Genomic DNA, 19442 nt, shown 5'->3' on the forward strand with positions numbered 1-19442 from the left:
AGCGGCAGTACGGTGTGAACCATGCGCCCCGACACGCCTGCCGAGCACATCGCCGAAGCCGAGCGCCTCATCCGCACGGCGACCCGCTACCCCGAGGACCAGGAGCCCTTGCTCCTCCAGGCCGCGGCCCACCTCGAACTGGCCGACGAACGGGACCGGGCGAGCGCCCTGTACGACCAGCTCCTGTCCTCCTCACCGTCCGACCCCCACCTGATCAAGGCCCTCCAGGCGGCGAACCTCTGGGAGTACGGCCACGAGGCCGAGGCCCGCGCCCTCATCGCGGGCATCCGCGCCGCCTCCCCCAAGGACCCGGCCCCGTGGGAGGTCATCGCGGAAGCCCTGGAGGCCCACGACGAGTTGGAGGACTCGGAGGACTGCTTCACCCAGGCCGCCGCGCTCCTGATCGCGGACTCGACCCCGCTCACCCCGGCCACGACCGCCCTCCTGACGGGCCGCCACCGCGTGCGCCGGCTCCTGGGACGCCCGCACGACGACTGGGACATGGTCGCCGACACCCGCCACATCGGCCCGATCCCGCTCGACGAGCTCCACGACCCGAAGCGCATCTGGGCCCTGGGCTCCGACGACCCCGCCGAGCTGCGCGCCGAGATCGCCCGCCTGCGCGCCGAACTGGGCGACCGCCGCGCGGCCCTGTCCCGCCCGTTCCCGGTGGCGATCCTCCACTGGCCGCAGCGCGAACTGTCCGAGCTGCTGACCAGCTACCCGACGCTCGGCTCGGAGTACGCCTCGCACGAGGCCCACCTGCGGGAGATCGAGACCTCCCTGCGCGCCCTGGCCGCCTCGGGCACCACCAACCTCGGCATCGTCACGGCCAGCGTCCCCTCGTACGAGGCCTTCGCGGCCTCCGAGAAGACCTCCCCGGCCTCCCCCAGCCTCCTGGCCGAATACGCCACGACCCTCGCGGCCCGCGGCAAGGCCACCCCCTGGCCCCCCACCCCCACGGCCCCCTGCTGGTGCACCTCGGGCAAGCCGTACTCGGAGTGCCACCAGATCGCCTGATCGTGTGTCCGAGGGGACTGGCATCATGCGTGCATGCCTGGTGCCGTCCCTTCCTCCGCCGCTGTCTCGGCGCGCATGAGCCGACAGGCTTCGCGCGACACCGCGCAGGAAGTTGCGGTTCGCAGTCTCCTTCACGCGGCCGGGCTGCGGTATCGCGTGAATCTGCCGGTGCCCGGCATGCGTCGTCGCACGATCGACATCGCCTTCACCCGCGCGAGGATCGCCGTCTTTCTCGACGGGTGCTTCTGGCACGGCTGCCCCGAGCACGCGACGCGACCGAAGGCCAATGCCGAATGGTGGCGGGCCAAACTCGAGAAGAACATGTCCAGAGACCGCGAAACGACCGCCCACCTGGAGAGCGCCGGGTGGACGGTGCTGCGGTTCTGGGAACACGAGTCCCCGGACGCGGTGGCACGCAAGGTCGCCCTGAGCAGACTGCAGGCAATGCCGCCCCGGGAGCGCTGACGCCCTGCGGGTGAACCCGCTCCCGGCGTCCTGTGCACCGTCCACCGGGCAGGACCTCGGCGATGGTCCTCGGCTTCGGCAAGGCGGGGTTCGACCGGCCGGCCGGGCTAGCGGTCCGCCGTGGCGTAGGTGGTGGCGGCCATGGCGGCTGCCGCCGTGAAGACCGCCGGCCAGGCGCCGATCTTCTTCGCCAGGGGGTGCGAGCCCGCGAACGCGGCGACGTAGGCCGCGCCCAGCAGCGCCGTCGTCGTCGGCGACGTGCGGCGGTGCCACTCGCGGGCCGCCAGGGTGCCGGCCGCTGCGAGGACCACGCCGCCGAGGGGCCGCTTGCCGGTCCAGCGGGCGGCGGCGTATCCGCCGACCAGGCCGCCTGCGGCTACGACCGATGTGGGGAACTGCGCCATCGTGGGGGCCTCCTGCCGTTCGAACGTCACCGAACGAGGCTAACGCGCCCGGCGGGCGAACCTGCGCGCGGCCGCCACCGCCAGTACGACGGCGGCCCCGCCCAGGACGTTGTCGGGCAGCGCGTCCTGGAGGGCCCGCGGGAGCACCGCCATGACCCCCAGGATCACGAAGAACGCCACCGCGCAGGCGGCGACACCCATCAGGGCTCTGCTCAGGAGGCTGTTGCGCACACCGGGCTCAACGCCGCGCCGGGCGGGCCGATACGGGTGGCCCGCAACACCGTACGGAAGTCGGATTTGTCGCACACCCTCCGGATCTGTGGACCTCCCCTCCAGGGAACGCACCGGGCGTAGATTCGGTCTTCGATAGGGGCGATCCGACCCAAGCCACCCAAGCCGGCCCAAGGAGCTGCAAACGTGATCTGTTACGGACCGGCCGTCCTCGACCTCACGGACGAACTGGCCGACACCTACGGCGAGGTCTTCTCCGCCCCGCCGTGGAACGAAGATGAAGAAACCATTCGCCAGTTCGCCGTCCGCCTGCAGGCCGACAGCCGCCGCACCGGCTTCCGTACCGCCTTCGCGCAGTCGCCCCTCGGCGTCGACGGATTCGCCACCGCCTGGCTGACCCCCCGCGTCTTCCCCACGGGCCGGGCCTACGGACAGGTCGCCGCGCAGCTCGGCCGACAGCGCGTACGGGAGCTGCTCATCGGGGCCCTGGAGATCGACGAGCTCGCCGTACGCCCGCACGCGCGCGGGCACGGCACCGGGCGCGCCCTGCTCGCCGAGATCACCGCCGACGCCCCGGACGACCGGGCCTGGCTGCTGACCGCCCGGGTGGCCACCGACACCGTGGCCACCTACCACCGGCTCGGCTGGCACGAGGTCAAGCCGCTGCCCGGCACCGAGAACGGCGTCGTCGTCTTCCTCGCCCCGAACCACCCCTCGGCCTGAGCGTCGGCCGCCCACCGCCCGGGCATACCGGGGGCATGACCGCTCGTATCGCCCAACGCCAGCTGAACATGGCCACCCACCACCAGCTCCGGCAGGCCGGCATCCCGGCCGCCACCATCAGCGGCCGCAGCCGCCGCGGAGGACCCTGGCAGCGGCTCCTCCCACGGGTGTACCTCCTGCAGACCGGCCCACCCGATACCCGGCAGCAGGCCCTCTCCGCCGTCCTGTACGCCGCCCCGCCCGCCGCGGACCCGCTCTCCGGGACCGCGGCCGCGCTCACCGGCGGCGCCGCCCTCGCGCTCCTCGGCATCCGCGACGCGCCGCCCGAACCCCTCGACGTCCTCGTCCGCGCCCCGCGCTCGGTCGCGGCCACCGGCCGCGTCCGACCCGCCTCGACCGCCCGCTGGCCCGCCACCATCACCATCGCCGGAGTGCCCAGCACCCGCCCCGTCCGCGCGGCCACCGACTTCGCCGCCCGCACCGACGACCCCGACCTCGTACGCTCCGTCCTCGCGAACGTCGTCCAGGGCGGCTGGTGCCACCCGCACGACCTGCACGCCGAACTGCGCGCCGGCCGCGTCCAGCGCCGCCCGGCCGTCCGGACGGCGGCCGCCGAGCTGGTCGCCGGGGTCCGGTCGATCGCCGAGGGCCGCGCCCGCGACGCCCTGTCGGCCACGGACCTGCCCGCTCCGCTCTGGAACGCCCGGCTCCACGGACCCGACGGATCCTTCCTCGCCAGCCCGGACGCGTACTGGCCCGAGGAGGGCGTGGCACTGGAGATCGACTCCGCCGAGTACCACTACACGCGCGACGCCTGGCAGGCGACGCTGCGCCGGAGACTGCGCATGGAAGCCCGCGGCGTCCTGGTGGTCAGCACGACGCCCGGGATCCTGCGGGAGGAGCCGGCGGACCTGATCGCCGCCCTGCGCGCGCTCCTCGCCCTGGGCGCCGCCCGCCCCGCCCCGCCGGAGGTCACGGCCCGCGGACACGCCCAGCTGGAGCTGCCGCTCCCGAGACTCCCGAGGCCCGTCGGCACGTCCTACGCTCCGAAGGCGCGGGAGACCGTATAGATCAACAGGCCCGCCAGGGCGCCGACCACCGTGCCGTTGATCCGGATGAACTGCAGGTCGCGGCCGATGTGGGCCTCGATCTTGCGGGAGGTGTGCTCGGCGTCCCACGCCGCCACCGTGTCGGTGATCAGCGAGGTGATCTCCCTCCGGTAGGTGGTGACCACGTAGACGACCGCACCCTCGATCCAGCCCTCCACCTTCGCCTGCAGGCGCCCGTCGGTGGCCAGGCGCGCGCCCAGGGACATCAGGGAGGAGCGGACGCGCAGGCGCAGTTCGCTCTGCTCGTCCTCCGCCGCCGAGATGATCATCGAACGGATCGCGGACCAGGCGGAGGCGATGACGTCCTGAACCTCGTCGCGCGCCAGGATCTCGGACTTGAGGCGTTCCACCTTCGCGCGCGTCGCCGTGTCCGACTGGAGGTCGGCCGCGAAGTCCCGCAGAAAGCGGTCCACCGCCGCGCGCGCCGGGTGCTCCGGCATGTCCCGCATCTCCGTGACGAAGCGGAGCAGCTCCTTGTAGACGCGCTCCCCGACCTTGCGGTCCACGAACCTCGGGGTCCAGCCGGGGGCTCCGCCCTGGACGGCATCCGTGATCGAGTCCCCGTGGGTGACCAGCCAGTCGTGCGCCTTGGCGCAGATGAGGTCGACGCCGCGGCGGTGACCGCCGTCGGCGACGACCTTCTGCAGGGTCTTGCCGATGCCCGGCGCGATCTCGGCGCTCTCGGCGCGCCGGGTGATGGCCTCGCCGACCACGGCCTGGACATCGGAGTCGCGCAGGACGGTCAGCGCGCCGCGCAGAGCCGTGGCCAGTTCGGCCGTGACGCGGTCGGCGTGCGCGGGCTCGGCGAGCCAGGCGCCGAGGCGGCCGCCGATGCCGAGGGAGTGGAGGCGGGCCCGGACCACGTCGGAGGAGAGGAAGTTCTCGCCGACGAACTCGCCGAGGGTGACGCCGAGCTGGTCCTTCTTGGTCGGGATGATCGCGGTGTGCGGGATGGGCAGGCCGAGCGGCCGCTTGAAGAGCGCGGTGACGGCGAACCAGTCCGCGAGCGCGCCGACCATGCCGGCCTCCGCGGCGGCGGCCACGTAGCCGGCCCAGCCGCCGGCGCCCCAGGCGTGCTGGGCGTACTTGGCCAGTACGTACACCAGCGCGACCAGGAGCAGCAGGCCGGTCGCGGTGGCCTTCATCCGGCGGACGCCGCGGCGGCGTTCCTCGTCGGCGGCGTTGAACACGAACGCTCCGCGGACGGGGGGCGATGGCGGTGGTGGCGCCGGCGGGGCCGCACCTCCGGCTGCGCCGCTGGCTGTACTGCTGTTTTCCACGTCTCCTGCCTTCCCCCGGGGGCGCCGGTTTTGTCTGCATAGCATCCGACTCCTGGGAGGCCGGTGGAGTTCCCGCCACGCCCTTCCGCTCCCGCGGGGGCAGCAGTCCGGCCGGTCCCGCACCCGCCGACCCGCTCCGCGGCGGGGTTCGGCCCAGGGCTGCCCGCCCTTTCGCTCCCGCGAGGGTGGCGGTTCGGGTGGACCAGGCACCTCATTCCGTACCCGCACGGGTGGCGCTTCGCGTCGGGGTACAGCCCGGGGCCACCCGCCCCGGCCCCCGCCGCCCCGCTCCCGCGGGAGGTGGTGGTTCGGGGGACCCGGCCCAGGCGGTGCCACTCCACAGTGGGGTACGGCCTGGGGCTGCTCGCCCCGGAGCCCCGCCGCCCCGATCCCGAGAGGGTGGTGGTTCGGGTGGACCAGGCCCCTCGTTCCGTACCCGCACGGGTGGGGTTCGGGTGGGCCCGGCACGGCGATGGCGCTCTGCGGCGGGGTTCGGCCGCCACGGGCCTCTGCCTTGCTGCTCGTGCGGGTTGGTCCGGGATGCCGGGCAGGGTTCCGTTCACCGTGCGGGTGGGTCGCGGTGCCGCCGAGGGGTATCTCCTCGGCTCGCGCCAGGCGGGCACCTCTCGGCTGTGGGCGGTGGTTGCGCGCTCGTCCTGCGGGGACACCCCTCCCCGTCCCCACTCCAGCCGTACGAGCCCGGTTCCGGAAAGCCATACGCCCCGGCCCGGAGCACGCAGTACAGGCAGGTCCCCCGCACGGGCAGGGGTAGCGGAGCACCGGCGTGGGGTGGGGACACGGCGGAGTGTCCCCGCAGGACGAGCGCGCGACCCAGGCCGCCTGGCCGCGACACAGCCGCACGCGCCGAGCCGAGGAGATACTCCGGCGGGGCACCGCCCCACCCGACCCATCCCGCCCCGCGGTACCCGGCCACCCCGGCGGGAGCCCAACCGCGCCATCCCGCCCCGCGGCAACCAGCCGGCCCCGGCGGAAGCCGCACCGCGCCATCCCGCCCCGCGGTACCCGGCCACCCCGGCAGGTGCCGCGCCGCACCGAAGCCGCCCCGCGGTGTTCGGCCACCCCGGCGGGAGCCCAACCGCGCCATCCCGCCCCGCGGCAACCAGCCGGCCCCGGCGGAAGCCGCACCGCGCCATCCCGCCCCGCGGTACCCGGCCGCCCCGGCAGGTGCCGGAGGGGCGCGCCGTGGTGACCGGTCGGGGCCCGGGGGTCAGGGGTTTTTGTGGAGGGACGGGCCGTCCAGGGGGCGCTTGGGCTTCTTGATCTTGACTTCCACGCCGCCCCAGAAGGCGAAACCCGTCACCACCACCCGCGGAGCGCCCGGCTCCGTCGGGCCCGGGCTGTCCCGCTGGTCGAACGCGCCCATGAAGCCGAAGCCCCGCACGTCCACGTCCACCCCCGGCGGCACCGTGATCTCGATGCCGCCCATGATCGCGACGCAGTTGATCACCACCTCGCGCTGCGCGAAGTCCGCCTCGCGCAGGTCCAGCTCGCCGCCGCCCCAGAACGCCACCGCGTCGAAACGCGCCGGGACCGTCCACCGGCCCTTGCGCTGGAAGCCCGACATCACCGCGACGGCCAGCGCCGACGAGCCCGTCCCGCCGATCCGGCCCGGCCAGGCGGCGCCCCCCGGCGCCGCCGCCGGCGCGAGCGCCGCCGCGCCCGTGGCCGCCGGCAGGTCGGCCGTCAGCGGTTCCAGCTCCGCGTACGTACGGGACTTGTACGCCGCCTCCAGCCGCTCCTCGAACTCCTCCATGTCGAGCCGGCCCTCGGCGACGGCGTCCCGCAGACGCTCCACCACCCGGTCCCGGTCGGCATCCGACGCCCTCAACTCCGGCAACGGCTTCTCCGGCCGCTCGTCACTCATGCGCACCAGACTATGCACCGCCGTGCGGGAGTTGTATGGTCCGGGCCCCTGAGACCGCCCCCGAGCGAACCCTGAGAGCGTCCCCGAGGACCGGCCTGCCCCCGACCGTCAGCCCCGCCCCGCGTACATCCGCGCGATCACGTCCTCGATGTCCGGCTCCCGCACCGACAGGTCCACCAGCGGGTACCGCGCAGCCACCGCCGACACCAGCGGCGCGGCCGACGCCCCCGCCGGGAACGCCAGCCACTGCCGGGGGCCCTCCACCTTCACCACGCGCGCCCCCGGCACGCTGATCGGCCCCAGCTCCCGCTCCAGGTCCACCACCAGCGTCCGCTCGCTCTCCCCCACCGACCCCGCCGTGTGCAGCCCGCCCAGCGCGCCGTCGTACATCAGCCGCCCGTGGTCGATCACCATCACCCGCTCGCAGAGCTGCTCGATGTCCTGCAGGTCGTGCGTGGTCAGCAGCACCGTCGTGCCGCGCTCCTCGTTCAACTGCCTCAGGAAGCCCCGTACCTTCGCCTTGCTCACCACGTCGAGCCCGATCGTCGGCTCGTCCAGGTACAGCACGTCCGGATCGTGCAGCAGCGCCGCCGCGATGTCCCCGCGCATCCGCTGCCCCAGCGACAGCTGCCGTACCGGCACGTCGAGCAGCTCGGCCAGGTCCAGGCGGTCCACGCACCGCTCCAGGTTCTCCTCGAACCGCGCCCGCGGCACCCGGTACATCCGCCGCATCAGCCCGTACGAGTCCTTCAGCGGCAGGTCCCACCACAGCGTGGTGCGCTGCCCGAAGACCACTCCGATCCGCTGTGCGAGACGGACCCGCTCCCGCGCCGGATCGATGCCCGCGACCCGCAGCCGGCCGCCGCTCGGGGTGAGGATCCCGGTCAGCATCTTGATCGTGGTGGACTTCCCGGCCCCGTTGGGCCCGATGTAGCCGACCATCTCGCCCCGCGCGACCGCGAAGCTGATCCCGTCCACCGCCCTGACCTGGCGTTTCTCCCGGCGCATCAGCCCCACCCGGCGCCGTACGTCGAAGACCTTCTCGACCCCGTCCAGCGAGATCAGCGCATCATCCACCACGGCTCAGCTCCCCGTGCTCCGGTACGAACGGACTCCCGCGCGCCAGGCCAGCGACGCGGGCACGAACACCGCGAAGGCCACCAGCGGGCTCAGGAACGCCGCCCACCCCGGCAGTCCCAGCGGATCGGGCCGCCCCAGCACGTACAGCGCGGGCAGCCAGTTGACAAAGGCCAGGGGGACGATGAAGGTCACCGCGCGCAGCAGCTCCGTCGCGAAGATCGTCGGCGGGTACTGCAGCATCGTGCAGCCGCCGTAGGTGAAGGAGTTCTGCACCTCCGCCGCGTCCCCGGCGATGAGCTGGAAGGCCGCCCCGGCCACCATCACCGCCGCGAAGATCGCCGCGCCCGCCAGCACCATCACCGGCACCAGCAGCACCTTCCCCGCCGTCCAGTCCACGTCCAGCGACCAGAGCGCCCAGCCCAGCAGCCCCAGCCCCTGCGCGATCCGGCCCAGCCGGCGCAGCGCGAAGCGATCGGCCGCGACCTGCGCGAGCAGCGGGACCGGCCGCACCAGCATGGTGTCGAGCGAACCGTCGCGGACCCGGGCGCCGATCCGGTCGGTGTTCCCCAGCAGCAGGTCCGCCAGCCCCAGGGACGCCGAGCAGGACCCGTATAGCAGGGCGACCTCGGGCAGCGTGAAGCCGCCGAGGACGTCCACGTGCGTGAACATGATGTAGATCGCGACGAAGTCCAGCAGCGTGATCGCCGCGTTCCCCAGCGTGGACAGGGCGAAGGACGTCCGGTACGTCATCGTCGACCGGATCCACATGGCCACGATCAGGCCGTAGCCGCGCAGCCCCTCCCGGACCCGGCCGCGCGCCCGGGGCACCTCCAGGGCCGCGAACTCCCGCTCGTCCGGTACCGCCTCGGCCGTCTCGGCCGTCTCGACCGTCTCAGCCACCCTGGACCACCACCTTCCGCGTCGCCGCCGACTGCAACAGCCGCCCGATGCCCAGCAGTACGAGGATCCAGCCGGCCTGGAAGCCCAGCGCGCCGGCCGCGGCCCCGGCCCCGGCGTGCTCGCCCAGCAGCACGTCCAGCGGCACCTGGAGCATCGCCGACCACGGCAGTGCGCGCACGAACTCCCCGAAGGCGCCCGGGAAGACGGTCAGGGGCAGCAGCATCCCCGAGAAGAAGACCGAGACCACGGTCGCCATCAGGTTGATCCCGGCCCCGTCCAGCAGCCAGAAGGCCAGCAGTCCCAGCAGGTAGCGCAGCGCGAAGCTCACCACGAGCCCGAGCGTGACGGAGACCAGGAACAGCAGCCAGCGCCACGGGTCCGGGGGCAGCGCCAGCCGGAAGGCCAGCGCCCCCGCCGCGAGCGGGACCAGCCCGCGCCCCAGCAGCTGGAAGGCGGCGCGGCCCAGGTCGGCGGCGAGCCACCACATCTGGAGGTCCGCGGGCCGGTACAGGTCGACGGCGATGTCTCCCGTGCGGACCCGCTCCTGGATCTCCTCCTGGAACCCACCGCCGATCAACGCCCCTGCGGCCAGCAGCGACTGGCTCACCCAGACGAAGGTGAGGGCCTGGGACTGGTCGTAACCGCCCAGCCCCGGGCGCTGGTCCCACAGCGCGATGTACGTGAACGCGACGATGAACCCGAACACGGTGTTGGTGAACACGCCCGCCGCGGTCGCCGTCCCGTAGGTGGCGTAGCGCCGGAATCCGCCGGCCGCGACCGCACCGTAAAGGGCCACTCTCTGGCGCACCGTATCCCCTCCGTTTTCCACGTCGTTCCTACGTCGGCCAAAGCGCGCGAGCTTAGTGCGGAGGGGCGAGCCACGCGACCGATTTACCCCCGTCCGGAGCGGTTGTCACCGGCCATCGGGTAGACACCATGAGGTACAGAAGTGGATATTTCGAACAGCGTCGAGGAGTCCTGGAGATGAGCGACCAGTCACCACCCGCGGGCTGGACCCCTCGCGACCCGGACACCCCGCCCGGCGGCGGCCCGGGCGGCCCGGGCGGCCGGGGCGGACAGGACGGGCAGGACGGGCAGCGCGGACCGGACCGCCCGGGCCGCCCCGGCCACCCGGACCAGCCGGACCGCTCCGGGAAGAAGACCCGCCGCGGGCGGACCGGATGGCGCCGCGCCCTCCCCACCTGGCGCATGGTCCTCGGCGCCGTACTGCTCCTCGCCCTCCTGGTCGGCGGCGGCCTCGTGGCCGGTTACCTGCTGGTCGACATCCCGCCCGCCAACGCCGCCGCGACCGCGCAGTCCAACGTCTACCTCTACTCCGACGGCTCCCAGATCGCCCGCGACGGCGAGGTCAACCGGGTCAACGTGCCCCTCTCGCAGATCCCGCTGACCGTCCAGGAGGCCGTACTGGCCGCGGAGGACCGGGACTTCCACTCCGAACGGGCGGTGGACCCCAAGGCGATGATCCGCGCCGCCTGGAACACGGCCACCGGCAAGGGCACCCAGTCCGGCTCGACGATCACCCAGCAGTACGTCAAGAACTACTACCTGGGCCAGGAACAGACGATCAAACGCAAGGCCAAGGAGTTCTTCATCGCGATCAAACTCGGTCGCGAGAAGTCCAAGGCCTACATCCTCGAGGGCTACCTGAACACCAGCTACTTCGGCCGCAACGCGTACGGCATCCAGGCCGCTTCCCAGGCCTACTACGGCAAGGACGTCAGCAGCCTCACCACCGCCGAGGGCGCCTACCTCGCCACCCTGCTCAACTCCCCCAGCGCCTTCGACGTCGTCTCCCACCCGCAGAGCCGCGCCCGCGCCCTCGCCCGCTGGAACTACGTCCTCGACGGCATGGTCAAGAAGGGCTGGCTGCCCGCCGCCGAGCGCACGGCCACGCAGTTCCCCGAACCCGGCAAGGTCCGGGCCGCCGCGGGCCTGTCCGGCCAGCGCGGCTACCTCGTCGAAGCGATCAAGGAGTTCATCCTCGACCGCGAGATCCTCGACGACAAGACCCTCGCCGAGGGCGGCTACCGCATCAGGACCACCATCGACCGGCGCCGCCAGGCCGACTTCGTCGAGGCCGTCGACGACCAGATGCTGAGCAGGCTCGACCCCGAGGCGCGCAAGGCCGACCGGGTGGTCCGGGCCGGCGGGGTCTCCATCGACCCGGCCACCGGCAAGGTCGTCGCCATGTACGGCGGCGTCGACTACACCAGGCAGTACGTGAACAACGCGACCCGGCACGACTACCAGGTCGCCTCCACCTTCAAGCCGTTCGTCTTCGCGGCCGCCGTCGAGAACGACTCCCGCACCCAGGACGGCCGCAGGATCACCCCCAACACCGTCTACAACGGCGACAACAAGCGCCCCGTCGTCGGCGGCCGGATCCGCTTCGCCCCGGAGAACGAGGGCCAGGTCTCCTACGGCAACATCACCGTCAACACCGCCACCGACCTCTCCGTCAACGCCGTCTACGCGCAGATGGCCGTCGACGTCGGCACCGCCAGGGTCAAGAAGACCGCCATCGACCTCGGCATCCCCGAGGACACCCCGAACTTCGTGGTCGGCCCGGCCATGGCGCTCGGCACCCTCCAGGCCAGCGTCCTCGACATGACCCAGGCGTACGCGACCCTCGCCGACCACGGCCGCCGGACCCCCTACACCTTCCTGGAGGAGATCGCGAAGGGCGACGACAAGATCCCCCTGCCCGAGCGCACCCCCGTCCAGGCCATCAGCCGCGAGGCCGCCGACACCACCACGTCCATGCTGGTCAGCGTCGTGGACAACGGGACCGGCACGGCGGCCCTCGCCGCCGGCCACCCGGCCGCGGGCAAGACCGGCACCGGCGAGCTGGACCGTTCCGCCTGGTTCGCGGCCTACACCCCGAACCTGGTCAGCGTGGTCGCGATGATGGGCCAGGACCCGGACACCGGCACCCTGGAGTCGCTGTACGGGGCCCTCGGCGAACCCCGCATCGGCGGTGGCGGCTATCCGGCCCGGATCTGGGCCTCGTACACGAAGACCGCGCTGGAGGGCACCGACCCCGTCGACTTCGAACTCGACCTCCAGCCGGGCGCCGCCCAGCCCCCGCCGCCGCCCTCGTGGCAGTCGGAACCGCCGCAGGAGACGCCCGGCGACGACGACACCCCGACCCCGCCCCAGCGCCCCACCCCGCCGTCCCGCGGCCAGGACAACGGCGGGCAGGGCGACGGGGGCCGCACGCAGGGCGGCCGCGACAACGGGGGCCAGGACGGCGGCCGCAACACCGGCGGGCAGACACAAGGGGGCCGGGACACCGGGGGCCGCACCCAGGGCGGCCAGGACGACGGCGGCACCAGCCAGGGCGACGAGGGCGGCGCCACTGCCGGCAGCCAGGGCGGGACGGGCACGGGCGGGGGCACGGGCGGAGGCGGCTGGGACGGCGGCGGGACGATCGGAGGCCCCCGCCCGCCGTCCGCGTTCCTGGAGTGAGCGGTATCAGTGGCCGGAGGTCGCCTTCAGCCCCACCACGGCGACCAGCAGCAGACAGATGAAGAAGATCCGGGCGGCGGTGACGGGCTCACCCAGCACCGCCATACCGAGCACGGCCGCACCGGCGGCCCCGATGCCCACCCACACCCCGTACGCCGTACCGATGGGCAGGGTCTTCGCCGCGTAGGACAGCAGCACCATGCTCGCCACGATCCCGGCACCCGTGAACACACTGGGCCACAGCCGGGTGAAGCCCTCGGTGAATTTCATGCCGATCGACCAGCCGACTTCGAGCAGACCGGCGACGAGAAGAAGAACCCAGGCCATGACGGCACCTCCGAGACATCGAGCGATACGGGGTGCGTCGTCTTGTCGTACCCGGTACGGCGCGTCTCGTCGGGTTCTCCCCCACCGTAGCAAGAGGCAGCGAAAAGGGCCGGTGACCTCGGCCACCAGCCCTTCTGCCGTGCGCTTACCCAGAGGCTCAGAACCTCAGAGGTACAGCCCGGTGGAGTCCTCCGACCCCTCCAGCCGCTCCGCGGCCACGGCGTGCAGGTCCCGCTCGCGCATCAGCACGTACGTCGCCCCGCGCACCTCGACCTCGGCGCGGTCCTCGGGGTCGTACAGCACCCGGTCCCCGGGCTCGACGGTCCGTACGTTCTGCCCGACCGCGACGACCTCGGCCCAGGCCAGCCGCTTGCCCACGGCGGCCGTCGCCGGGATCAGGATGCCGCCGCCGGAGCGCCGCTCACCCTCGGGCAGGTCGGACTTCACGAGCACGCGGTCGTGCAGCATGCGGATGGGCAGCTTGTCGTGGGTGGTGTTGTCGCTCACGCCCCGAACCTACCTGTCCGCGCCCGTCCCGTACCGCCCAGGGTCATCCGCGCCTGCGGCGCGCCGAGACCACGAGCAGCCCGACGACACCGACCGCGAGCAGCGCGACGGGCACGACGCGCTCCAGGCGCGGGGCCCCGTCCTCGTGGCGCAGACCGTCCCGCACGTCCGTCACGAGGCGGTTCACGGAGGCGAAGGCCCGCCCCGCGGTCTGGTCGACGGTCGAGGCGACCCGGGCCCGCGCGTCCCCGATGATCGTCTGCGGGTGCATGCGCACGCCGATCTCGTCGAGCGTCTCGGCGAGCTGCTCGCGGCGGCGGACGATGTCCGCCTCGATCTGTGCGGGGGTCCTGGCTTCCGACACCGCGCTGCCTCCGTCGTCGTGGTCGTGATCTGTGGGGGCGTAGTCCGCCGTGAACAGTCTGTCAGCTTAGTCTCGTGACGTACCGATCCCCTCCCGAGGAGACTGTCAGATGAGCGAGCGACTCCAGCCGGGCGACACCGCCCCCGCCTTCACCCTGCCCGACGCGGACGGCAACGAGGTCTCGCTCGCCGACCACAAGGGCCGCAAGGTCATCGTCTACTTCTACCCGGCCGCCCTGACGCCGGGCTGCACGAAGCAGGCCTGCGACTTCACGGACAACCTGGACGTCCTGGCCACGGCCGGCTACGACGTCATCGGCGTCTCCCCGGACAAGCCGGAGAAGCTGGCGAAGTTCCGCGAGAAGGAGCACCTGAAGGTCACCCTGGTCGGCGACCCGGAGAAGGAGACGCTGACGGCGTACGGGGCGTTCGGCGAGAAGAAGCTGTACGGCAAGACGGTCACGGGCGTCATCCGCTCCACGGTGGTCGTGGACGAGGAGGGCAAGGTCGAGCACGCCTTCTACAACGTGAAGGCGACGGGCCACGTAGCCAAGATCATCAAGGACCTGGGCATCTGACACCCCTGCCCCCACGGAGCGGCCCGCCCCACCCGGGGCGGGCCGCTCCGCTTATCGGACGAAACACCCCGTGACCGTCCGCCTGCCGAACCCGTTACCCCATACGAGAGCCGCACACGCGGCCGGACATGTGGAGGGGGCACACCATGAGGGACCCGTACGACTGCGGCACCCTGACCACGGCGGTCGCCGCATCGAGAGGCTGGGCCGACCTCATGCGGCGCCTCAACCTCAAGGAGAGCGGCGGGCGACGCCGAACGCTGCAGGAGAAGGTCACCACCTACGGGATCGACACCAGCCACTTCGCGAAACGAAGCCCGTGGCGCAAGTACCCCGACGAGGCCATTGCCGCGGCGGCGGCGACGTCCACCACCCTGCGCGAGGTTGCCGTGAAGCTTGACGCGCCCCCCGCTACGGGCACCCTGTCGCACATCGTCCGCCGCATAGCCGCCGCCGGTGTGGACATCAGCCATTTCCGCGGCATGCAACGGATCGGCATCGAGCTCCCGTTCACCAGGGCGGAGCTTGCAGGAGCCGCAGCGTCCGCGGACAGCGTGCGCGGCACGGCTCGCGCCCTGGGCGTGCCGGACGACAGTCGATCCCGCGCCACCCTCGCAAGGATGCTGAAGGCGCATGGCATAGACACCACCCATTTCAGGAACGCGCGGATCCGAATTCCCGAGGACATGCTGCGCGCAGCGGTTCCGGCAGCGCTGAGCTACGCAGACGTCATGCGCGCCCTCGGCCTTCTCGTCAACGATGTGAACCACCGGCGCGTTCGGCGGCTGATCACCCGGCTCGGACTCGACGTCAGCCACTTCAAGCGGCGTACCTGGGCAGCCTCCCAAGCGGTACGCCCACAGAAGGTTCTTGCCGACACCACCCTGACCGTGCTCCCCGAGGGGGCCTCACGCGTTCACCGTCCCCGCCTGCACCGGGCACTGCAGGAGATCGGCGTCCCCTACGCCTGCGACGACTGCGGCAACACCGGGGAGTGGCGAGGGCAACCGATCACCCTTCAGATCGATCACATAAGTGGGGACTGGCGCGACAACCGACGCGAGAACCTCCGCTACCTGTGCCCCAACTGCCACTCACTGACCGACACGTGGTGCCGAAACCGTCGCCCCAAGGCTGCGGACCTGCCCTTAGACTAAGTGCAGCACAGGCGGACTAAATATCCGAATTGGGCGATATTTCGCGGTTGTGGTGGAATTGGCAGTCACGCTTGGTTTAGGTCCAAGTGGGGTAAAACCCGTGGGGGTTCGAGTCCCCCCAACCGCACATCCACACCGAAGGCCCCGTACGCAGTTGTCGCGTACGGGGCCTTCGGCGCGATCACGGCCCGATGGCACCCGCCAGGGCGACCCGGCGGTCAGGTCAGGAGGGCGCGGATGAAGGGGACCAGGGCGCGGAAGGCCTGGCCGCGGTGGGAGATGGCGTTCTTCTCGGCCGGGGTCAGTTCCGCGCAGGTGCGGGACTCGCCCAGGGGCTGGAGGATCGGGTCGTAGCCGAAGCCGCCCGTGCCCGAGGGGGCGTGGCGCAGGGTGCCCAGGAGGCGGCCCTCCACGACGCGTTCGGTGCCGTCCGGCAGGGCGAGGGCCGCCGCGCAGAAGAAGTGGGCTCCGCGGTTCTCGTCGGCGATGTCGCCGAGCTGGGCGAGGAGCAGGTCCAGGTTGGCCTTGTCGTCGCCGTGGCGGCCGGCCCAGCGGGCGGAGAAGATGCCGGGGGCGCCGTGCAGGACGTCCACGCACAGGCCCGAGTCGTCGGCGACCGCCGGCAGGCCGGTGGCCTGGGCCAGGGCGTGTGCCTTGAGGAGGGCGTTCTCGGCGAAGGTGACGCCGGTCTCCTTGACGTCGGGGATCTCCGGGTACGCGTCCGCGCCGACCAGCCCGTGGGGCAGGCCGGCGTCGGCGAGGATGGCGCGCAGTTCGGAGACTTTGCCCGCGTTGCGGGTCGCGAGGATCAGGCTGCTGGGCGTCGAGGTCATGCCCCCATTATCCCGGGGTGCAGACCTTGGAGATCTCGCTCGCGGCGTCGGCGACCGGCTTGATGTCGGGGGCGGGGTTGCCGCTCTCGATGGCGGTGCGGACGTTCTTGACGGCCGTGTTCATCGAGTCGATGGCCTTGCCCAGGTCGGCGTTGTCCGTCTGGTCGCCGATCTTCTTGAGGTTCGTCTCGATCTGGTCGAGGGCGTTCTTGGCGTCCTGGGGGCTGTTGCCCGCCTGGGAGACGGCCTGCTGGAGGTCGTTGGCGCCGTCCGTGATGGCCACCGCCGTGTTCGCGCAGTCCATCGCCGTGGAGATGGCGTCGCAGGCGGAAAGGGCCGGGATGGTCAGGACGGCTGCCACGGCTACTGCCGCTATGCGGAGCTTCATACGGTTCTCCCGAGAGGACGTGGGCGTACAGGGGCGGGCGCACGGTGGTGACACCGTGCGCCCGTTGTCCGTAGGGACGCCGGGGGGCGTCCCGCGGTTGCCGGTTACAGGTCCAGCGCGCCCCGCTGGATGGCCTCGAGGTCCGCGCAGCCGCCGGCGGCGAGGTCGAGGAGGGCGTTGAGTTCCTTGCGGTCGAAGGGCTCGCCCTCGGCGGTGCCCTGGACCTCGACGAAGCGGCCGTCGCCGGTGCAGACCACGTTCATGTCGGTCTCGGCGCGCACGTCCTCCTCGTAGCAGAGGTCGAGGAGCGGGACGCCGTCGACGATGCCGACGCTGACGGCGGCGACGGTGCCGGTGAGGGGCTTGCGACCGGCCTTGACGAGCTTCTTCTTCTGGCCCCAGGCGACGGCGTCGGCGAGGGCGACGTAGGCGCCGGTGATGGCGGCGGTGCGGGTGCCGCCGTCGGCCTGGAGGACGTCGCAGTCCAGGACGACGGTGTTCTCGCCGAGGGCCTTGTAGTCGATGACGGCGCGCAGCGAGCGGCCGATGAGGCGGGAGATCTCGTGCGTGCGGCCGCCGATCTTGCCGCGGACGGATTCGCGGTCGCCGCGGGTGTTGGTGGAGCGCGGCAGCATCGAGTACTCGGAGGTGACCCAGCCTTCGCCGCTGCCCTTGCGCCAGCGCGGGACGCCTTCGGTGAAGGAGGCGGTGCAGAAGACCTTGGTGTCTCCGAAGGAGATGAGGACGGAGCCCTCGGCGTGCTTGCTCCATCCGCGTTCGATGGTGACCGGGCGGAGCTGTTCGGGCGTACGGCCGTCGATGCGAGACATGGGTCCGAGCCTAGTGGGTGGCCGAGAACGCGAAGACCCCGTCCGGGTTACGGGACGGGGTCCGTCGTGGCTTCGGGCCGGGGGCCCGGACTCAGGGAGTCCGGATCACATCATGTCTTCGATGTCGGCGGCGATCGGGTCGGCGTCGGTGCCGATGACGACCTGGACCGCGGTGCCCATCCGGACGACGCCGTGGGCGCCGGCGGCCTTGAGGGCGGCCTCGTCGACGAGGTCGGGGTTGATGACCTCGGTGCGCAGGCGGGTGATGCAGCCCTCGACCTCTTCGATGTTCTCGATGCCGCCGAGCCCGGCGACGATCTTCTCAGCCTTGGTGGCCATGTGTTTCTCCCTGAGTGTTTCGAAGAACGAGTCTCGGCGGCCAGTACGTGGCTACCCACCTGCACGGTCCGCTTCGTCACGGTAACGCACGGTTGGCCCATCTATGCAGGCACATGACCGGCCCCTGCCGAATGATGACGATCAGCAGCAACCTGCCCACAACTGGTCTACACCAGTGTGCCGCAAGTGTTGCGGCAGCCAAAACGGGCCGGTCAGGGAGGACGCGGATGAGCGTGAGCAGCTCCAAAGCAGCGCCACAACCGAGTTGGCGGAACAACCTGTTCCAGGGGCTGCAGAAGATGGGCCGGAGCCTTCAGCTCCCCATCGCCGTACTGCCCGCGGCGGGCATCCTGCTGCGGCTGGGGCAGCCGGACGTCTTCGGTGAGGACGGCCTGCAGTGGACGGACGTCGCCAAGGTGATGGCGGGCGCGGGCGGGGCGCTGCTCGACCCCGATCTCGGCCTGCCTCTCCTCTTCTGCATCGGCGTCGCCATCGGCATGGCGAAGAAGGCGGACGGTTCGACCGCCCTCGCGGCCGCGGCGGGGTTCCTCGTCTACCGGGGGGTGCTGCACGCGTTCCAGAAGGCCTGCCCGGTGGGGACCAAGGACATCGGGGGCGGCTGCCTGGGACCCAACGACACCTTCGTGGCGTACACGTACCAGAATCCCGGGGTCTTCGGCGGCATCGTCATGGGGCTGCTGGCGGCCTATTTCTGGCAGCGGTACCACCGCGTGAAGCTGGTGGACTGGCTCGGCTTCTTCAACGGCCGGCGGCTGGTCCCGATCGTCATGTCCTTCGTCGCGATCGCCTTCGCCGCGCTCTGCCTGTGGGTCTGGCCGCCGGTCGGGGACGCGCTGGAGAGCTTCTCCGACTGGCTGCGCGGGCTCGGCGCCTGGGGCGGCGGCATCTTCGGTGTCGCGAACCGCGCGCTGCTGGTGATCGGCCTGCACCAGTTCCTGAACGTGCCGGTCTGGTTCCAGTTCGGGTCGTACACGGCGGCGGACGGGAAGACGTACCACGGCGACATCAACATGTTCCTGCACGGCGACCCGACCGCGGGCCTGTTCCTGACCGGCTTCTTCCCGATCATGATGTTCGCGCTGCCGGCAGCGGCGCTGGCGATCACGCACTGTGCGAAGCCGCAGCGGCGCAAGGAGGTCGGCGGTCTGATGCTGTCGGTGGCGCTGACCTCGTTCGTCACCGGGATCACCGAGCCGCTGGAGTACTCCTTCCTCTTTGTCGCGCCCGCCCTGTACGCGGTGCACGCGGTGCTGACGGGTGTGTCCATGGCGGTGTCGTGGGGGCTGGGCGTCAAGGACGGCTTCAGCTTCTCGGCGGGCCTGATCGACTACGTCATCAACTGGAACCTGGCGACGAAGCCCTGGCTGATCATCCCGATCGGCCTGTGCTTCGCGCTCGTCTACTACGTGATCTTCCGCTTCGCGATCACGAAGTTCGACATCCCGACGCCCGGCCGGGAGTCGGACGAGGAGATCGCGGCGATGGAGGCGGAGAACACCAAGGTGTAACCGGC

General features: G+C 71.9%; 21 protein-coding genes, 1 tRNA gene, 1 pseudogene and 1 riboswitch. Of the genes and pseudogenes, 9 read left to right on the forward strand and 14 right to left on the reverse strand.

What is annotated here, in order from left to right; all coding sequences use genetic code 11:
* The first annotated feature begins 21 nt into the window (after positions 1-21).
* Together E6U81_RS22580 and E6U81_RS22585 are read left to right on the forward strand one after the other, a co-directional pair.
* Complete coding sequence (locus E6U81_RS22580; RefSeq protein WP_136231907.1) at positions 22-1020, forward strand: SEC-C metal-binding domain-containing protein; 999 nt, start codon at positions 22-24, stop codon at positions 1018-1020.
* A gap of 33 nt (positions 1021-1053) precedes the next feature.
* Complete coding sequence (locus tag E6U81_RS22585; RefSeq protein ID WP_206309997.1) at positions 1054-1485, forward strand: very short patch repair endonuclease; 432 nt, start codon at positions 1054-1056, stop codon at positions 1483-1485.
* Between the two features lie 107 nt (positions 1486-1592).
* Here the strand turns inward: E6U81_RS22585 and E6U81_RS22590 are convergent, their stop codons facing one another.
* Both E6U81_RS22590 and E6U81_RS22595 read right to left on the reverse strand, forming a co-directional pair.
* Positions 1593-1889, reverse strand: a complete 297-nt coding sequence (locus E6U81_RS22590) for a hypothetical protein (protein ID WP_136231995.1) — start codon at positions 1887-1889, stop codon at positions 1593-1595.
* A gap of 39 nt (positions 1890-1928) precedes the next feature.
* Complete coding sequence (locus E6U81_RS22595) at positions 1929-2120, reverse strand: hypothetical protein (protein WP_136231908.1); 192 nt, start codon at positions 2118-2120, stop codon at positions 1929-1931.
* A gap of 186 nt (positions 2121-2306) precedes the next feature.
* Here E6U81_RS22595 and E6U81_RS22600 point away from each other — a divergent pair, with 186 nt between their 5' ends.
* Positions 2307-2843, forward strand: a complete 537-nt coding sequence (locus E6U81_RS22600) for a GNAT family N-acetyltransferase (protein WP_240803958.1) — start codon at positions 2307-2309, stop codon at positions 2841-2843.
* 35 nt (positions 2844-2878) lie between these two features.
* Positions 2879-3913 carry a hypothetical protein gene (locus E6U81_RS22605; protein ID WP_136231909.1) on the forward strand — a complete coding sequence of 345 codons (1035 nt, stop codon included), beginning with the start codon at positions 2879-2881 and terminating at the stop codon, positions 3911-3913.
* Here E6U81_RS22605 and E6U81_RS22610 read toward each other — a convergent pair.
* From E6U81_RS22610 to E6U81_RS22630, 5 genes are all read right to left on the reverse strand, one after another.
* The gene (locus E6U81_RS22610) at positions 3883-5277 is read right to left on the reverse strand and encodes a DUF445 domain-containing protein (RefSeq protein WP_136231910.1); all 1395 of its coding nucleotides are present in this window, start codon (positions 5275-5277) and stop codon (positions 3883-3885) included. The two genes, E6U81_RS22605 and E6U81_RS22610, sit on opposite strands and share 31 nt — an antisense overlap.
* 1183 nt (positions 5278-6460) lie before the next feature.
* Entirely contained in the window at positions 6461-7117 is a 657-nt protein-coding gene (locus E6U81_RS22615; RefSeq protein WP_136231911.1) for a DUF1707 domain-containing protein, read from the reverse strand.
* Positions 7118-7225: 108 nt separating this feature from the next.
* Positions 7226-8197, reverse strand: coding sequence for an ATP-binding cassette domain-containing protein (locus E6U81_RS22620; RefSeq protein ID WP_136231912.1), 972 nt, complete (start codon positions 8195-8197; stop codon positions 7226-7228).
* Between the two features lie 3 nt (positions 8198-8200).
* Positions 8201-9031, reverse strand: coding sequence for an ABC transporter permease (locus E6U81_RS22625; protein WP_240803964.1), 831 nt, complete (start codon positions 9029-9031; stop codon positions 8201-8203).
* A gap of 58 nt (positions 9032-9089) precedes the next feature.
* Positions 9090-9893, reverse strand: a complete 804-nt coding sequence (locus tag E6U81_RS22630; protein WP_136231913.1) for an ABC-2 family transporter protein — start codon at positions 9891-9893, stop codon at positions 9090-9092.
* A gap of 413 nt (positions 9894-10306) precedes the next feature.
* On the opposite strand from E6U81_RS22630, the gene E6U81_RS22635 reads away from it, so the two are divergent.
* Positions 10307-12586: a transglycosylase domain-containing protein gene (locus E6U81_RS22635; protein ID WP_206310001.1), complete on the forward strand. Its 2280-nt coding sequence runs from the start codon at positions 10307-10309 to the stop codon at positions 12584-12586.
* Between the two features lie 6 nt (positions 12587-12592).
* Here the strand turns inward: E6U81_RS22635 and E6U81_RS22640 are convergent, their stop codons facing one another.
* The 3 genes from E6U81_RS22640 to E6U81_RS22650 all read right to left on the reverse strand — a co-directional run bounded on the left by E6U81_RS22640 (position 12593) and on the right by E6U81_RS22650 (position 13784).
* The gene (locus E6U81_RS22640) at positions 12593-12913 is read right to left on the reverse strand and encodes a multidrug efflux SMR transporter (RefSeq protein WP_030158619.1); all 321 of its coding nucleotides are present in this window, start codon (positions 12911-12913) and stop codon (positions 12593-12595) included.
* Positions 12914-12944: 31 nt separating this feature from the next.
* Positions 12945-13014: riboswitch (guanidine-III (ykkC-III) riboswitch) on the reverse strand.
* A 64-nt stretch (positions 13015-13078) separates the two neighbouring features.
* Positions 13079-13420: a co-chaperone GroES gene (locus tag E6U81_RS22645; protein ID WP_031152325.1), complete on the reverse strand. Its 342-nt coding sequence runs from the start codon at positions 13418-13420 to the stop codon at positions 13079-13081.
* Positions 13421-13463: 43 nt separating this feature from the next.
* Positions 13464-13784, reverse strand: a complete 321-nt coding sequence (locus E6U81_RS22650) for a DUF3618 domain-containing protein (protein WP_136231915.1) — start codon at positions 13782-13784, stop codon at positions 13464-13466.
* A gap of 109 nt (positions 13785-13893) precedes the next feature.
* Here E6U81_RS22650 and bcp point away from each other — a divergent pair, with 109 nt between their 5' ends.
* The 3 genes from bcp (at position 13894) to E6U81_RS22665 (ending at position 15645) form a co-directional block, all read left to right on the forward strand.
* A complete protein-coding gene (gene bcp / locus E6U81_RS22655; protein ID WP_031152330.1) occupies positions 13894-14361 on the forward strand; it encodes a thioredoxin-dependent thiol peroxidase in 468 nt (155 codons plus the stop codon).
* A gap of 146 nt (positions 14362-14507) precedes the next feature.
* Positions 14508-15518 (forward strand): HNH endonuclease, encoded by a 1011-nt coding sequence (locus E6U81_RS22660; RefSeq protein ID WP_136231916.1) that lies wholly within the window; start codon positions 14508-14510, stop codon positions 15516-15518.
* Positions 15519-15561: 43 nt separating this feature from the next.
* Positions 15562-15645, forward strand: a tRNA-Leu gene (locus E6U81_RS22665).
* A 91-nt stretch (positions 15646-15736) separates the two neighbouring features.
* Here E6U81_RS22665 and rdgB read toward each other — a convergent pair.
* The 4 genes and pseudogenes from rdgB to E6U81_RS22685 form a co-directional block, all read right to left on the reverse strand.
* Positions 15737-16351 carry an RdgB/HAM1 family non-canonical purine NTP pyrophosphatase gene (rdgB, locus tag E6U81_RS22670; protein ID WP_136231917.1) on the reverse strand — a complete coding sequence of 205 codons (615 nt, stop codon included), beginning with the start codon at positions 16349-16351 and terminating at the stop codon, positions 15737-15739.
* 7 nt (positions 16352-16358) lie between these two features.
* A complete protein-coding gene (locus E6U81_RS22675) occupies positions 16359-16739 on the reverse strand; it encodes a hypothetical protein (RefSeq protein ID WP_136231918.1) in 381 nt (126 codons plus the stop codon).
* Positions 16740-16843: 104 nt separating this feature from the next.
* Entirely contained in the window at positions 16844-17569 is a 726-nt protein-coding gene (gene rph, locus E6U81_RS22680; RefSeq protein ID WP_136231919.1) for a ribonuclease PH, read from the reverse strand.
* A 105-nt stretch (positions 17570-17674) separates the two neighbouring features.
* Positions 17675-17917 (reverse strand): annotated as a pseudogene (locus E6U81_RS22685) (PTS glucose/sucrose transporter subunit IIB); the annotation flags it as partial.
* Between the two features lie 218 nt (positions 17918-18135).
* Between E6U81_RS22685 and E6U81_RS22690 the strand changes: the two are divergent.
* Positions 18136-19437 carry a PTS transporter subunit EIIC gene (locus E6U81_RS22690; RefSeq protein WP_136231920.1) on the forward strand — a complete coding sequence of 434 codons (1302 nt, stop codon included), beginning with the start codon at positions 18136-18138 and terminating at the stop codon, positions 19435-19437.
* The last annotated feature ends 5 nt before the right edge of the window (positions 19438-19442 follow it).

Source organism: Streptomyces sp. A0592, from assembly GCF_004795115.1.
Lineage (GTDB): Bacteria > Actinomycetota > Actinomycetes > Streptomycetales > Streptomycetaceae > Streptomyces > Streptomyces erythrochromogenes.

Excerpts from the sequence above, each read along its gene's own strand:
- E6U81_RS22580 (WP_136231907.1), top strand. The coding sequence starts at position 22 with ATGCGCCCCGACACGCCTGCCGAGCACATCGCCGAAGCCGAGCGCCTC.
- E6U81_RS22585 (WP_206309997.1), top strand. The coding sequence starts at position 1,054 with ATGCCTGGTGCCGTCCCTTCCTCCGCCGCTGTCTCGGCGCGCATGAGC.
- E6U81_RS22590 (WP_136231995.1), bottom strand. The coding sequence starts at position 1,889 with ATGGCGCAGTTCCCCACATCGGTCGTAGCCGCAGGCGGCCTGGTCGGC.
- E6U81_RS22605 (WP_136231909.1), top strand. The coding sequence starts at position 2,879 with ATGACCGCTCGTATCGCCCAACGCCAGCTGAACATGGCCACCCACCAC.
- E6U81_RS22610 (WP_136231910.1), bottom strand. The coding sequence starts at position 5,277 with ATGCTATGCAGACAAAACCGGCGCCCCCGGGGGAAGGCAGGAGACGTG.
- E6U81_RS22615 (WP_136231911.1), bottom strand. The coding sequence starts at position 7,117 with ATGAGTGACGAGCGGCCGGAGAAGCCGTTGCCGGAGTTGAGGGCGTCG.
- E6U81_RS22635 (WP_206310001.1), top strand. The coding sequence starts at position 10,307 with ATGGTCCTCGGCGCCGTACTGCTCCTCGCCCTCCTGGTCGGCGGCGGC.
- E6U81_RS22640 (WP_030158619.1), bottom strand. The coding sequence starts at position 12,913 with ATGGCCTGGGTTCTTCTTCTCGTCGCCGGTCTGCTCGAAGTCGGCTGG.
- bcp (WP_031152330.1), top strand. The coding sequence starts at position 13,894 with ATGAGCGAGCGACTCCAGCCGGGCGACACCGCCCCCGCCTTCACCCTG.
- E6U81_RS22660 (WP_136231916.1), top strand. The coding sequence starts at position 14,508 with ATGAGGGACCCGTACGACTGCGGCACCCTGACCACGGCGGTCGCCGCA.
- rdgB (WP_136231917.1), bottom strand. The coding sequence starts at position 16,351 with ATGACCTCGACGCCCAGCAGCCTGATCCTCGCGACCCGCAACGCGGGC.
- E6U81_RS22675 (WP_136231918.1), bottom strand. The coding sequence starts at position 16,739 with ATGAAGCTCCGCATAGCGGCAGTAGCCGTGGCAGCCGTCCTGACCATC.
- rph (WP_136231919.1), bottom strand. The coding sequence starts at position 17,569 with ATGTCTCGCATCGACGGCCGTACGCCCGAACAGCTCCGCCCGGTCACC.
- E6U81_RS22690 (WP_136231920.1), top strand. The coding sequence starts at position 18,136 with ATGAGCGTGAGCAGCTCCAAAGCAGCGCCACAACCGAGTTGGCGGAAC.